Annotated in this window: 13 protein-coding genes; 6 read left to right on the plus strand and 7 right to left on the minus strand. The window is 53.9% G+C overall.

The features are described from left to right. Both AC5OW4_RS04070 and AC5OW4_RS04075 read right to left on the minus strand, forming a co-directional pair. The coding region (locus AC5OW4_RS04070) for an ATP-binding cassette domain-containing protein (protein ID WP_493676701.1) at window positions 1-281 on the minus strand (281 nt) is incomplete at its 3' end. 328 nt (window positions 282-609) lie between these two features. Continuing rightward, window positions 610-1,455 carry a YitT family protein gene (locus AC5OW4_RS04075; RefSeq protein WP_072686133.1) on the minus strand — a complete coding sequence of 282 codons (846 nt, stop codon included), beginning with the start codon at window positions 1,453-1,455 and terminating at the stop codon, window positions 610-612. 102 nt (window positions 1,456-1,557) lie between these two features. Here AC5OW4_RS04075 and AC5OW4_RS04080 point away from each other — a divergent pair, with 102 nt between their 5' ends. Both AC5OW4_RS04080 and AC5OW4_RS04085 read left to right on the plus strand, forming a co-directional pair. After that, window positions 1,558-2,007, plus strand: coding sequence for a VanZ family protein (locus AC5OW4_RS04080; protein WP_493676702.1), 450 nt, complete (start codon window positions 1,558-1,560; stop codon window positions 2,005-2,007). Window positions 2,008-2,010: 3 nt separating this feature from the next. After that, entirely contained in the window at window positions 2,011-3,765 is a 1,755-nt protein-coding gene (locus AC5OW4_RS04085; RefSeq protein ID WP_195397558.1) for a M3 family oligoendopeptidase, read from the plus strand. A 195-nt stretch (window positions 3,766-3,960) separates the two neighbouring features. On the opposite strand, the gene AC5OW4_RS04090 is transcribed toward AC5OW4_RS04085, so the two are convergent. Then, window positions 3,961-5,064, minus strand: coding sequence for a hypothetical protein (locus AC5OW4_RS04090; RefSeq protein WP_072685630.1), 1,104 nt, complete (start codon window positions 5,062-5,064; stop codon window positions 3,961-3,963). A 55-nt stretch (window positions 5,065-5,119) separates the two neighbouring features. After that, the gene (locus AC5OW4_RS04095) at window positions 5,120-5,638 is read right to left on the minus strand and encodes a hypothetical protein (protein WP_072685629.1); all 519 of its coding nucleotides are present in this window, start codon (window positions 5,636-5,638) and stop codon (window positions 5,120-5,122) included. A gap of 204 nt (window positions 5,639-5,842) precedes the next feature. On the opposite strand from AC5OW4_RS04095, the gene AC5OW4_RS04100 reads away from it, so the two are divergent. Continuing rightward, window positions 5,843-6,055 (plus strand): helix-turn-helix domain-containing protein, encoded by a 213-nt coding sequence (locus AC5OW4_RS04100; protein ID WP_072685628.1) that lies wholly within the window; start codon window positions 5,843-5,845, stop codon window positions 6,053-6,055. Between the two features lie 397 nt (window positions 6,056-6,452). Next, complete coding sequence (locus tag AC5OW4_RS04105; RefSeq protein WP_195548432.1) at window positions 6,453-7,757, plus strand: DUF8451 domain-containing protein; 1,305 nt, start codon at window positions 6,453-6,455, stop codon at window positions 7,755-7,757. 95 nt (window positions 7,758-7,852) lie between these two features. Here the strand turns inward: AC5OW4_RS04105 and AC5OW4_RS04110 are convergent, their stop codons facing one another. After that, on the minus strand, window positions 7,853-8,953 hold the full coding sequence (locus tag AC5OW4_RS04110; protein ID WP_195397562.1) for an ABC transporter ATP-binding protein: 1,101 nt from the start codon (window positions 8,951-8,953) through the stop codon (window positions 7,853-7,855). Continuing rightward, complete coding sequence (locus tag AC5OW4_RS04115; protein WP_072685625.1) at window positions 8,953-10,653, minus strand: glycoside hydrolase family 13 protein; 1,701 nt, start codon at window positions 10,651-10,653, stop codon at window positions 8,953-8,955. The genes AC5OW4_RS04110 and AC5OW4_RS04115 overlap by 1 nt, the downstream gene beginning before the upstream one ends. A 197-nt stretch (window positions 10,654-10,850) precedes the next feature. Between AC5OW4_RS04115 and AC5OW4_RS04120 the strand changes: the two genes are divergently transcribed. Continuing rightward, entirely contained in the window at window positions 10,851-11,984 is a 1,134-nt protein-coding gene (locus AC5OW4_RS04120; protein WP_072685624.1) for a DUF6348 family protein, read from the plus strand. A gap of 438 nt (window positions 11,985-12,422) precedes the next feature. Next, entirely contained in the window at window positions 12,423-12,686 is a 264-nt protein-coding gene (locus AC5OW4_RS04125; RefSeq protein WP_072685623.1) for a helix-turn-helix domain-containing protein, read from the plus strand. Between the two features lie 142 nt (window positions 12,687-12,828). On the opposite strand, the gene AC5OW4_RS04130 is transcribed toward AC5OW4_RS04125, so the two are convergent. Then, a complete protein-coding gene (locus AC5OW4_RS04130; RefSeq protein WP_072685622.1) occupies window positions 12,829-13,605 on the minus strand; it encodes a ChbG/HpnK family deacetylase in 777 nt (258 codons plus the stop codon). Window positions 13,606-13,608: the final 3 nt, after the last annotated feature.

Consider the following 13,608-nt stretch of genomic DNA (forward strand, 5'->3'; position numbering starts at 1 on the left):
TTCCGCTCCAATAAGCGGAAGTCCTGAAACACGACGCCGATATTGCGGCGGTACAACGGCACTTTGGAATGCTTCAGCTTCCCGACGTTGATCCCCGCCACCTCAACCTTGCCTTTGGTCGGGATTTCCTCGCCGTCCAGCAGCTTGATCAACGTCGACTTGCCCGAGCCGGTCGGCCCGATAATATAGACAAACTCCCCCTGATCAATTTTCAAGTTAATATTGTAAAGGGCGTTTACGCCATTTTTATATGTTTTTGCGATATGTTTCAATTCCAGCATTTTCCGCACCTCATTTGTTCTTATTATATCATGGGTTAATCTTTCCATATAGAATAAAAATGTTTGGGATTTCTTACATTTTAACCACCGTTCAATATTACTTTATTTTTAGCTCGCCGCATTGTCCTGTTAAGCCCAATTCGCTGAAACCCAAAATGAAGCCGGGATGGACTTCGCGGGAACAAAAAAGGCGCGTTTTCCTTTTCGCGCCGCTTCTGTTTCCTTTTTCATTTACACTGCACTTCCATGATCCCAAGGCGTTTTCCCATCGTTTTTGCGGATTCAACAGACTTATGACCGGCTTATATCCTGAGCTTTCAGCACTTCCCTAGACCTTGAATTCCAATGTGAAGCCTTCTCCATGCACATCCGTTGCGTCGCTGGTAATCATAAAGGCGTTTTCGTCAAACCGGTTGACCAGTTCCAGCAGCTTCGGATATTCCTTCTTTTCCACAACGACCAGAATCACCTTGCGGGGTGCTCCGGTATAACCGCCCGTCGCGTCGCTCAGCGTCGTTCCCCGATCCAGCTCGGATTGGATCGCGGCATTGATCTGCGCGTGCGCCTCCGAAATGATTTGCACAGCCTTCGCGTTGCCGCCGCCCAGCGTCAGCATCTTGTCGATCCCAAACGAGGTGCCCCAGACGGAAATAAAGCCGATCAGCACTGCTTCCAGACCATAGGTGAACAAGCCCAGTCCGACCGTCAGCGCGTCGGTGATCAACACCAGCGTCGAAATCTTAATCCCGGTATATTTGTTGACAATTAACGGCGGAATATCCATCCCTCCGGTACTCGCGCCTGTCCGCAGCACCAGCCCGATGCCAACGCCCGCCAGCAGTCCGCCATAGAGCGAAGCCAGGATGGGATCCAGCTGCAGCAGCGGGACAAACGGCGTGATGATCGTCAGATAGACCGGATACACCAGCGAGCTGATCACCGTCTTGACGGCAAAGTCTTTTCCCAGAAACACCGTGCCCAGCACAAACATCCCCAGCACCAGACCGTTGACCATCAGCGTCGGTTCAATATGAAACACCGGCTGCAAAGCGACCGCGATGCCGGCCACGCCGCCGGAAAGAATATTATAGGGTAAGATAAACATCGCGACGGCCAGCGCCAGCATAAAATTGCCGATCAGAACCCAGGGCAGGTCCCGGACCATTTTCTTCATTTCCAAAAGCGATTCCTCCTTCACTGTCGTTTCATTATATCATGGTTCTTTCTTTACCGGAAAAGTTGGTTTATAATACAGGAAGTCAGAAAGGAGCGGAAGATGAAAAAGAAAAGTTGTTGGCTGCTTGTCGCTTTAATGGTAATTTTTATTTTTTCCAATTCCGCTGCTTCCGCCGGCACGTCCAACGGCATGAGCCTGACGGTCAGCGAATGGGTCCGGCCGGTATTGGATACCGTCGGCCTGCATCCGGAAACGGATTTTTTAAACTTCGTGATCCGCAAGCTGGCGCACTTCAGCGAATATGCTTTGTTGGGCTGCCTGATCGCCGCCGCCTACCGGCTTCAGCCCTGGTCGTGGATGAAGGGCAAAGCGGCGCTGCTGCCGTTTTTCATCATCCCGGTTCTGGATGAGAATCTGCAGCGGTTTTCCGCCGGCCGCAGCTGCGAGCTGCGGGATATGCTGATCGACAGCGCGGGGATGGCCGCCGGCATGTTCCTGGCGATCGTCTTGCTGGGAATTGTACGGCATCCGAAAAAACAGGAGGATTAACAAATGAAAGAATGGAATTTGAACGATCTCTACACCGGCTATGACAGCGAAGCCTTCCAACAGGATTTCGCCGCCTTGGACACCCACATCAACGCGATGAACGCGCTGGCGGAAAGCCTCAATCAGCGCGATCCGCACTCGACGCTGAAAGCGATCATTGAACAGCTGTCCGCCTACCAGACGCTGACCCGCCGGCTGGGCGCATATCTCTCGCTGCGCCAGTCCGCCAACACCGCCGATCAGCAAACCGTTTCCATGAATTCCCGCTTTCAGATCAAGACCAGCCAGTCGGCGCTGGCTTCAACCCGCTTTCAGAAATGGATCGCGGCGCAGGATCTGGACGCGCTGATCCCCAGCGACCCGCTGTTTCAGCAGCATGCCTTCTGGCTGCAGGAAATCCGCAGCCATGCCGCGCATACGTTAAGCGACGAGGTCGAGGACGCGATCGGGAAAATGGAGCTGAACGGTTCCAACGCCTGGGCACAGCTGCAGGAATACATGACCTCGACGGTCGCCGTCACGATGGACGGTCAGGATTATACGTTATCCTCGATCCGCAACCTCGCTTACAGCACCGATCCAACCGTTCGTAAAAAAGCCTATGAAGCGGAATTAAAAGCTTATGATAAAATCAAGGACGCCGTCTGCTTCGCGCTGAATTCGATCAAAGGCGAAGCGAACACCGTCAGCGAGCTGCGTCACTTCGATTCCGTCCTGGACATGACGCTGTTCAATTCCCGCATGCGGAAGGAAACGCTGGACGCAATGTTCACGGCGATTGACGAAGCGCTGCCGCGCTTCCACGCTTATCTGCGGCATAAAGCAGAGCTGCTCGGCTACACCGACGGCCTGCCGTTTTACGAACTGTTCGCCTTGATGGGCAAAAGCACCCGCACCTTCACTACCGATGAAGCGAAAGCGTATCTGATCCAGAACTTCACGCCATTCTCCAAGGATGTCGCCGGGATCATCGAGCGTGCCTTCGACGAGGAGTGGATCGACTTCTTCCCGCGCAAGGGCAAGGTCGGCGGTGCTTTCTGCTGCAACCTGCCGATGCTGAAGCAGAGCCGCGTGCTGACCAACTTTGACGGTTCGCTCAGCGACGTCGTCACGCTGGCGCACGAGCTGGGTCACGCCTATCACGGCCACCGGATTGAAAACCACAGTCCGCTGAACACCCGCTATTCGATGCCGGTCGCGGAAACCGCCTCAACCTTTAATGAAACGGTCATCATGAACGCTGCGATCCGCGACGCTGCCAGCGACGAGGAAAAGATGATGTTGATCGAAAGCACGCTGCAGGATGTTACGCAGGTCATCTGCGATATCTACTCCCGCTATCTGTTCGAAACGGAGGTTGTGGAAAAGCGCAAGGATGGCTTCCTGTTCAGCGACGATCTGGAAGACATCATGCTGCGGGCACAGAAGAAAGCCTACGGCACGGGTCTCGATCACAGCCAGCTGCATCCATATATGTGGATCTGCAAGAGCCATTATTACGACGCCGGCTTAAACTTCTACAATTTCCCATACGCCTTCGGCTGCCTGTTTGCCAAGGGTCTGTACGCGCAGTATCAGAAGGAAGGCCCGGCCTTTGTCGATAAGTACAACCGCCTGTTGGAAGCGACGACCGTCAGCAGTGTCGAGGACGTGGCGGCAATGGCGGGCATCGACATCACCAAGCCGGATTTCTGGCGCGATTCTCTGGCGATTGTGGAGACCATGATCGACGAATTCATCGCCCTGTCCGCCAAGTAACATCGAATCCGCAGCGTTTCTCACTGAATGAAGCTGAACATCGCTGCGATCCTTTTTAACAAGAAAATCCGTTCCTTTTCCCAATGCAGATTGGGCAAGAAACGGATTTTTCTTTTTAGCTTCATAGTCTGACGGATGTCTATCTGTCTTCAAACCGGATGCCAGATTTCCCGGATCGGCTTCGACGAAAAAGATTTATGCAGCGGCCCGGTTGATCCCTTTGATCAGCACCGCCATCCCCGCTTCCCTCTTTAACGTTTCCCAATCCAATTCCTGCCCACCCAGATAGTCAAGCAGCGTTGGATCCAGTTCTTCCAACAGTACGATTCCGGAATTCATCAACGATGCGATCAGCGTCCGCAGTTTCAGCCGCCGAACTTTTCCCACGCATTCCATCCCATTGAAATCCCGGACACACCGCGTCCGCCACTTCTTCCGGCTGCGGTGCCATTCCAGGCAGAACCAGCCGCGCTCTAACCTGGACAGAACGATATACGTTTCATCCTCCCGCTTCACGATATACCCCGGCACCCACTTGATATACTGATCCTTACCCTGGGTCTGGCAATAATCCGCATAGGCGATTTCATGAGCGGCGGCGCGGTAAACGAGTTCCAGCCGGGTTTTCCCCTGAAAGACGGCCGGATGGGCAAAATCAGCGAAATAACCGCGGCGGCCGCAGAAAAACAGATTCCATCCCGCATCCTCCATGTACGCGCGGTATTGATGACAGAGCCGGATTAACCGCAGTTTCCCGGGGATAAATTCCTGCAGATACCACAGATCATGATCAATTTCAAGGATATCCCCCTTCTCCCAAAGCAGCGGCACATTGAGATAGGGATGATAAATATGATCCAGATGAGAAATCAGCACAAGATGTTTCTGGATCCGGCGCAGATCATGCCGTTCTACGGGAATCGGTTTATTTTGCAGCAGTTCCGCTCTCAGCGTCACATTGTGCTTCAAATCAATATAGGTTTGCTTCCCCAGCGGATGATCTCTGGCCAGCATTGTCGTCTGATATTCCCGCAGACCGGAATATGGACTGGACGAACAGGCTTTAGCTGTCAATTCCTGTTTTATCCTGGCAAGAATCAGATATGGACGAATTCGATGGGCCGGATCAATTTTCGCCAGTTCTTCCGATGGCAGCGGCATCTGCGCCCATACCAGAAAGCCCGGCTCACATTGTTCAAACCAGATTTGTTGTTGATTCGCGATTGAAATTGCAGCATTTTCCCGCGGAGATTTTCGCTGAAAAAACTGATGAAGCCAGATCCAGAATTTTTTTATCATCATTGTCCCTTACCCATTTGAAACGTGGTTGCTGATCCCTGATTTATAAGGGATGTTAATCCGAATACCCTGTTTTATTTTCCGGCTTGGCCTGATCCCGCAGCAGAGTATCCAGGGAATCCACTTCCAGCAATTCCATCAGATGTTCCAGATCCAGACTGTCCATCGCCGGATAAGCGGCGTCTTCAATCGCCTGAAGATCTTCAAAAGTAAAATAAGACCGCTCAGCCAGATCCTGCATCGTGATCGCTTTCGCTTCCCGCCATTGCCTGAGCTTCAATCCCAGCAGCTTTGCGGTTGCGTTATTCTCCATTGGGCTGATCCGGCCTTTCAAGGCCTCCCGCATTTGTTTGAGAAAGTCCGTTTCAGCTTGGATCTCAGCCAGCCCCGAGCGGTGCCGCAGCTGCAGCCAGCTTTGTTTACGTTGAAGAAAAGTCAGCTTGTTCTCCACAAACTCCAGCAGCTGCTTCAAAAGGCGGACGTCGTCCAGCACCTCCAGCATCCGCAAAAGCATCCGTTTCTGTTCCCATTCTCTGACGAAATGCACAATTCCGCCGGCTTTCTTTTCCGCCATTTTCTCACGCCCTCAATTTCTTCTGAGTTAATCTTATCATATTTCCTGTCATTATGCCACGTTTCCAACTTTTTTGAGTTTGCAAATGAGATTGAATCCTTCCTGCACCGCCGGATCAGACTAGTTTTAGGTGTCTTGTATTATACCTATAAATTATACCGCTTTCACGCTAAAATGCAAAGGAACAAAGGAGGTTTCTGGCTGATGATTGTTTATGACAACCTTTGGAAAACCATGAAGAAACGGGGGTTAAGCTGTTATCGACTGACCCTGGATTACGGTATTCCCAAATCACTGCTCAACCGGATGAAGAAGAATGCCGTCGTTAAAACAACCTCCCTGGACGATCTGTGCAAAGCACTTGATTGTCAGCTTCAGGATATCGTGGAATTCATTCCTGATTCTGACTCTGATTAATCCGTCAGCGCCTTGCAAAATTCGTTTCAAATTCCAGCCTGAGCCGCTGGTTTTTTTTATTCTTTATTCTGTTTTAAAGTGCTTCTATCATAAAGCGCTTCTCCCTTCAAGCTCCTCTGTTGATTTTCGCCTGACGCTGTGCTTAACAGCGAGCTTCGAATTCGTCGTTTTCTAATAGAATCAACTAGAATCAACCAGTATGTTTCAAGGATTCATCGGTGCGCCTCCGCTGAAGCCGCCCCTTTTTTTCTGCGTCAATGATGCTCCGCGTTTTGCCAGCGTGCTTGTCCGCAGCTTTGCTTTGGGAAGGGGTCGATCTTTTTTAACAAAATGATCAGGAATACTGGAAATCCCGTCGGGAATAGACTACTGTAAAGACAGAAAGGCGGGATCGTTCATGATTGAACTGGCACAGCTGGCCCGGTATCGGGAAAACAATCGGCTGGAAGCGAAACGGGCCCAGGGCGGCTTGCCGCACAGTCTGTGGGAAACATATTCAGCCTTCGCCAACACGGTCGGCGGAGCGCTGCTTTTGGGTGTGATCGAAACGCCGGAAAAATATTTTCAGTCCGTGCCGCTGGCCGATCCGCAGAAGCTGGCCGAGCAATTCTGGCATATCGTCGCCAATCCCGAGCTGGTCAGCGTCAACCTGCTTTTGAGGGAACAGGTCCAGATTGTCACAGCGCAGGACCACCCGATCGTACTGATTGAAATTCCGCGGGCGCTGGCTTGCCAGAAACCGGTGTTTCTGGGCTCCTCGCCCTTTTCCGGAACCTATCGGCGAGGTGGGGAAGGAGATTACCGGTGCCAGATCAGCGAGGTTCAGATCATGATGGAAAACCGATTTCGGGAACTGCCCGACGGAGCGCCGGTCGTTTCCGCCGTGCTGGACGATTTCAAGCCGTCCTCCATTCAAGCTTACCGGCAGCGCTACCGGCAGGTGCATCCCCATTCTCCATGGAATGCCATCTGCGAGTTAAGCTTCCTGCTTCAGGTCAACGCGGTTTATTTCGCGATGGACGGCAGTCTGCATCCAACCTGGGCCGGCTTGTTGATGTTCGGCAGGCAAGAAGCTCTGGCCCGCGCCTTCCCCGGCTTACAGCTGAACAACCTGCTGGAAACCCGCCGGCAGGAAGACAACGCCTGCGACTTCTATTTCTCCGCCCGCCGGCAATTACAAAGCCAGCACCCCAAAGACATCGCCTGGGCGATCAACGAGGCGTTAGTCAACGCGCTGGCGCACGCCGACTATCAGGATCATCCGCAGATTGAAATCCGCGCCGATTCCCAAGAGATTCAGGTCGTCAACCGCGGCCAGCTGAGACGTCCATCCATGCCGGCCAACCCCGTTCTCTACCAGATGTTCCATCTGATCAAAGCGGCGGACGGACGGGGCACCGGGCTTTTGCGGATTGAAGCGATCTGGAAGCAGAAAGGCTGGTCAGCTCCGGAGCTGACCGATAAACCGCAGCGCCGCGAAGTATTGTTCCGGCTGCCGGTTTCCCGCAAAGTTCAAAAACGTCAGACCTTGCAGCAGCGTGTGCTGGATCTGATCACAACGGAAATTGAGGTTGCCCCGGATCAGATTGAATCACAGCTCAGACTGACGAAGACGCAGACTGAAAATCTTTTGCAGGCGCTGCTGGAACAGGACCTGATCGAACAGAATCCCGCATCGCTGCGCTACCATTTAAAAGCCTGAGCGCCGCAGCCTGTCCACGTTAAAAAACGAGCCTTCTCCCTTGGAGGGAGCGCTCGTTTTTTCATCTTTCCGTTTCACTTAGATCAAATCTTTCTTCACTTTGAAAAGGGAATGGCAGCGTGAGATAACCGCCGGCCGGTTTCCGGATCGAAAAAGTGCAGTGCGGACGCCGCAGCGCTCAGAATGACCCGGTCGCCGATCTGACTGTTCGCGCCTTCCGGCAGACTGAATTCCACCAGCCTTCCGCCCAGACTGCCCGAACCAAAACACTGCGCCCCAATCCAGTGAAATTGTTCGATCACCGCTTCGCCTCTCAGCGCCGCTTCTGCCTCAGGCTGCGAAGCTGGGCCGATCATTCTGGCCCGCAGCTGTTGAGGACGCACGCCGATCACCACAGTGTCCGCGCCGGCCGGCCAGACTATCCGCGAAGGCTGAAAGAACGATTGAGGAGCAGCGATGCGGACTGTCCACAGATTGATCGGACGTTCGCCGATAAACTGCGCCGCAAACAGCGTGGCGGGCTGGGTGACGATCCGCTGTGGGATATCGTTCTGTTCGATCCGGCCCTGATTCATCACGACCAGCCGGTCCGCGAGGTTCAGCGCCTCACTTTGATCATGCGTCACCATCAGCGCCGTCTGTCCGCGCTGCCGGCATAACCGCAGAATTTCATCCTGCAGCTGTAAGCGCAGCTGCCGATCCAGCGAGCTGAGCGGCTCATCCATCAACAGCACCGCCGCTTCCTTAAGCAGCGCCCGTCCCAGCGCAACCCGCTGCCGCTGGCCGCCGGAAAGGGTGCGGGCCTTGCGCTCAAGCAAATCTTCCAGCTGCAGCTGCCGGGCGATCGCTTCGATCTGCGAGCGGTGAGCGCGGCGGTCAAGGTTCTTCTTCGCCAGACCGAACGCCAGGTTCTCCGCGACGCTCAGCCACGGAAACAGCGCGCTGGATTGAAACATCATCGCCACATCCCGATCCTGCGGCCGCTGTCCGTCAACCGCCTGCCCCCGGATCCGGATTGTTCCCTCATCGGGCGTTTCCAGCCCCGCGATCATCCGCAGCGTCGTCGTTTTCCCGCAGCCGGAAGGTCCGACCAGCACGCCCAGCTCCCCCTCTTTCAGCGTCAGGCTGAACTGATCTACCGCCTGCACGCCGCCGGGATACTGCTTGGAGATTGCGGTTAATTCCAGCATGTTCATCAGGAATCCTCCCGCCGCAGCCAGACCCGCGCTTCATACGGCCGCAGCGCCCCGGCAAAACCGGGATCGGAATAATTATCAAAGACACATTCGCCCCGCTCCTCAGGCAAGGAAAACGGAATCGTTTCCCCGCGGAAGTTGCACACAACCCAGGCTTCTTCCGTGGCGGTGAACCGGCGGTACATAAACAAATCCGGATGCTCCGGCTCGACGAACTCAAACCCGCCGTACACAAACAGCTGCTTGCCCACCTCGCTTAAGCGCAGCTGGATTAACCGCCGCGTCAGATTCAGCACGGAATAGGGATCGGCCTGCTGGGCGGCAACGTTGATTTCCCGATAATTGCCGATCACTTTCTCCGCCGGTTCGACCGTGGAAAACCCGGCATACGTCTCCGCGCTCCACTGCATCGGCGTGCGCGCGTTGACCCGCGAGGTTCGCCGTTCATATTCCAGGATCTGTTCCTCGCTCAACCGGGAGCGGGCTTCTTTTACGTAATTGGCGACCCATACGTCGTGGAAATCCTCCAGACTTGAATAATCGACGTTGGTCATGCCGATCTCCTCGCCATTGTAAAGAAACGGCGTCCCCTTCATCAATAACAGCGCCGCTTCCAGCATCGAAGCCGACTCACGGTGATAGCGGATCGGATCGCCGTATTGGCTGACCACCCGCGGCAGATCGTGATTCATCCAGTAAATCGCCGGCCAGGCCCGTTCGCCCAACCCGTCGTACCAGCGCGCGAACACCTGTTTCAGCTGGCGGACGTCGACATGCCGGTCCGCCTCGGTGATGATTTCCTTGCCTTCCAAACCGTTGCACCAGCAGTGATCAAACGTAAACACCATGTTGAAGGCTCCGGTTTCCTTGTCTGCGTAATTCAGCGCCATCTGCGGACTCGCGCCGCCGCCGACCTCGCCGATCGTCAGACAGTCCCGGCCCGCCAAAACCGTCTGCTTGAACTCTCGCAGGTAATCGAACAACGCCGGCAGATTGGAGAACTTCGACCAGTCCGCAGCCAGCCCCTGCGCGTTCACCGGCAGTTCGCTGTCCTGAAATTCAGGATCGCGGGCTAAATGCGCCACCGCATCGACGCGGAAACCGTCGATTCCCATATCCAGCCATTGCCGCGCGACCGCCTCCATGCGCTGCCGCAGAATCGGATTCGCCCAGTTCAGATCCGGCATTTTCCGTGAAAAGATCTTCATGTAATACTGGCCTGCCTGCTCGTCATAGGCCCAGGCGGAATCAGCGAAGAAACTCGCCCAGTTGGTCGGCGGCTGAGGACGGCCTGCGGCGTCATAGCGCGGCTCTTTCCAGATATAGAAAGCATGTTCCGGGCTGTCCGGATGCGCGCGGGCCTCGATAAACCACGGATGTTCGTCCGAGGTGTGGTTTAAAATCAGATCCAGAATAATCCGCAGACCCCGCCGGTGTGCCTGAGCGATCAGCTCCCGCACATCCGCCAGGGTTCCGAACATCGGATTGACGTCCAGAAAATCGCTGACGTCATAGCCGTTATCATCCATCGGCGACGGGTAAAACGGACCGATCCACAACAGCGTCACGCCCAGCGCCTTGAAATAATCCAGCTTGGCGATGATGCCGCGCAGATCGCCGATTCCATCATGATTACTGTCATAAAACGTCTTCGGCAGGATCTGATAGCCGACCGCTTCCTTCCACCACGTCTTTTCCATCCCGCTCCTCCTTTGCGCTTGATCCCGCTGTCTTCTTTCCAGGGATCACCCTGCGGATCCTTTCCTGTCGTGGATCCGCTCCGCTCACTCTTTTTCTTCATTATAAAAATAATTCCCGCCGACTTCAAGAAAACCCGGTTTTTCCTTGCGGAAATTCCGGTTGGGGCGCTACAATAAAAAGGTTGAGGAGTGAATTCATGAAAAATCAATCATTTGAAAGAGAAAACGCACGGCTGCTTCAGCAGCTGAGCACTGTCTGCGGAACGATGGAGCACAACGAGATCCAGAACGGACAGCTCGTATTTGAACGCTGGAACCTGCGGGTATCCGCCCGCGTCGATGCCCTGGACGAGCGGGTCATGACCGTCTGTACGTTTACGATCGAATGCCCGCGGTTTGACGAACCGGTCGTGGAATGCTGCGCGGGGGCGGGACAGGATCCGGATCAGGCGATCGGCGCGGCGGCCGCCAGCTTTTTATTCGGCATGATGGCGGCGGTGATCACCCTGATGCGGGGAGAATCCGTCCTGCAGCTGACCAGCGAGTTCGGCGGGAAAGAGCGGAAATGGAACTGCATCCAGAGTGAAATCGTCGGCATGGGCCAGCCGTTGTCCGGCGATCACCGGCTGGATTTCTGGAACGCGTTGAAAAGTGAGCTGCCAAGAGTGCTCGGCAGTCGGAAGATCACGTTCATCAAGATCTATGGCGCGCGTCAGGCCGACGGCAGCGTCACGGCGGAATGCCGCGTCAACGACGTTGTCTGCCGGTTTTTAAGCGAAGCGCTGGCCCGGATTGTGGAAAAGTGGGACAATACGCAGTTCGTTTCCCGCAAGCAAATCTTTATTCTGGAACAGGACCCCAAGCAGGCCGCCGTTTTCCCGTATACCAAGGAACAGATTACAGAAGCGACGATCAAAGCGATGCGGCTGTTTCAGGCCTGCGACACGGCTGAGAAGCTGGGACGCTATGGACAAATCCTGAGTAAAGATCTCAACGACCCCTCCCTGGCCGAGCTGTTCCGGTTCTTTCTGCCGGAAATCTGCGCGGAAAACGCCTTTTCTGAATTGATCGTCGACGAACAGCTGACGCTGTATTGCAAAAATCAGGTGATTCCCGTCACACTTTTCCAGCTGACCGCCTATGCCTGGATGAAGGAAGCGGTCTACGCGGGGTTTGGCAGTGAGGAATTTGACAACGATCTGTTCCGGCAGCTGATCGGACTCAGCTCGTTGTATTCCCTTGTCTGTCAGCTGAAGCAGGACAAAGCAGACCTGAACGGCCGGACTGCCGCCCTGCAGTTCCACGCATCCGACACCTTCCAGTTGTTTTAAATCGCCCGTTCAGCCCGCTTCTTATCCAGCGGGCTTTTTTTGTATAAAAACCCTTCCTTTATTCTTCCTTTTTTCTTACTTCCTTTTTATCTAATTAATCGTACAATTTCTTCTTTCATCAGAAACCATCACCTCAATCTCACCGAAAGCAGAAACGAAGAATTAATTCATATAATTTTTACCTTCATTTATATACAAGTAATTTCAAGATTAATTCAACCGTTTATTATTGCATTATTAAAATTACATCGTTGTTTAAAATGAACATGTACTCTCTTTTTATAGTCGTATTTAAGCGCAGATTGTAACGTTTAAAAAAAGTAACATAAAAATATGAAAAAGAAGAAAAAATCGAATGGAAAATCATTATTTATTCATCCAGTTTATTACCTTTTTGTTCAATTCCCGCTACAATAATCACGAAGGAAGTGAATAGTTATGAATGACGTCAATTATGTTGTTTTAGGCCGGCGTATCCGAATCCTGCGCAAGTACCGCCGGATGACTCAGGAACAGCTGGCCGAAGCCGCAGGTCTTTCCATCCAGCATCTCAGCAACGCGGAAAACGCCCGCACCAAGCTCGCCCACGCGAAAATCAAAAACATCGCCAACGCGCTGCATGTCTCTTTGGATGAATTGGCCGGCGACGGAATGGATCAAAAGCAAGTCCGGCCTGAAATAGCCGCGCTCTTTGAGGAATAAAGACAGCGCTTCAAAACGTCGGTTGTCATGAATTTCAAAGCCGACAGCGCTTCTTCATCCGCAAGAATAAAAGTGCGGCCGCAGAATTTCTCCATGTGTCCGCTCATGTGAAAAAACGGCTCCCTGCGAAGCCGTTTTCTTCTTAATATTGGGTGATGTCGCGGAAAGAGATCAGCGCGATGTTCTTTTCTGCAAACCAGGCCTTCACTTCCGGGGCCATCGCCGCTTCCAGATCGTTGATCCGCACGTCGGTAAACGAGGACAACCGGTAAATTTCCCGGTCGAGATAGCCGGGATGCAGCGTCACCAGCGACAGCGGCAGCTCCGCGATCCCGCCGAGATCTTCGGTAAAATACGCCGCCGGCTCCACTCCCTGATCATAAAACGGATAGATTGAAGCGGCCCGCTGCGGCCGTTCTGTCAGTCTATGGTCGCGGTTTTCCAGATAAGACACATGCGGCAGATCATACCGCTTTGCCAACAGCGCCATCGCTTCCAATAGATGCGGCGAACGAACCGCGTGCCCTTCCAGATATTCCGGACGTCGGCCCGTCAGCGTGATAAACCTGCGGATCTGCCCGTCCACCTCCGCCACCGCCTGATCCAGATCAGGAATCGGATCCCGGCCCGCGGCCAGTTCTGCCCGGTACATTTTAGAGCTGTGGAAATTGCCCTGCTCGTCGATCAGATCCGGAATCAATGCCGGATCGGCAGTCGGTTTTCCGACGACGATGTTGATATGCAGCCCCAGGCATAAGCCCTCGGCTTCGCGCAGCCAGCCCAGGGCGGCCGGCGCGGCCGGCATGTTGATCATCACGCCGGTGCTGCGCACAATCCCTTCGCGGTACGCTTTTAAAATTCCCAGACTGATCGCTTCGGTAAATCCGTAATCGTCAGCCTTCACAAGACAACGTTTCATCGC

This window comes from Holdemania sp. (genome assembly GCF_986127675.1).

Excerpts from the sequence above, each read along its gene's own strand:
- AC5OW4_RS04075 (WP_072686133.1), bottom strand. The coding sequence starts at position 1,455 with ATGAAGAAAATGGTCCGGGACCTGCCCTGGGTTCTGATCGGCAATTTT.
- AC5OW4_RS04080 (WP_493676702.1), top strand. The coding sequence starts at position 1,558 with ATGAAAAAGAAAAGTTGTTGGCTGCTTGTCGCTTTAATGGTAATTTTT.
- AC5OW4_RS04085 (WP_195397558.1), top strand. The coding sequence starts at position 2,011 with ATGAAAGAATGGAATTTGAACGATCTCTACACCGGCTATGACAGCGAA.
- AC5OW4_RS04090 (WP_072685630.1), bottom strand. The coding sequence starts at position 5,064 with ATGATAAAAAAATTCTGGATCTGGCTTCATCAGTTTTTTCAGCGAAAA.
- AC5OW4_RS04095 (WP_072685629.1), bottom strand. The coding sequence starts at position 5,638 with ATGGCGGAAAAGAAAGCCGGCGGAATTGTGCATTTCGTCAGAGAATGG.
- AC5OW4_RS04100 (WP_072685628.1), top strand. The coding sequence starts at position 5,843 with ATGATTGTTTATGACAACCTTTGGAAAACCATGAAGAAACGGGGGTTA.
- AC5OW4_RS04105 (WP_195548432.1), top strand. The coding sequence starts at position 6,453 with ATGATTGAACTGGCACAGCTGGCCCGGTATCGGGAAAACAATCGGCTG.
- AC5OW4_RS04110 (WP_195397562.1), bottom strand. The coding sequence starts at position 8,953 with ATGAACATGCTGGAATTAACCGCAATCTCCAAGCAGTATCCCGGCGGC.
- AC5OW4_RS04115 (WP_072685625.1), bottom strand. The coding sequence starts at position 10,653 with ATGGAAAAGACGTGGTGGAAGGAAGCGGTCGGCTATCAGATCCTGCCG.
- AC5OW4_RS04120 (WP_072685624.1), top strand. The coding sequence starts at position 10,851 with ATGAAAAATCAATCATTTGAAAGAGAAAACGCACGGCTGCTTCAGCAG.
- AC5OW4_RS04125 (WP_072685623.1), top strand. The coding sequence starts at position 12,423 with ATGAATGACGTCAATTATGTTGTTTTAGGCCGGCGTATCCGAATCCTG.
- AC5OW4_RS04130 (WP_072685622.1), bottom strand. The coding sequence starts at position 13,605 with ATGAAACGTTGTCTTGTGAAGGCTGACGATTACGGATTTACCGAAGCG.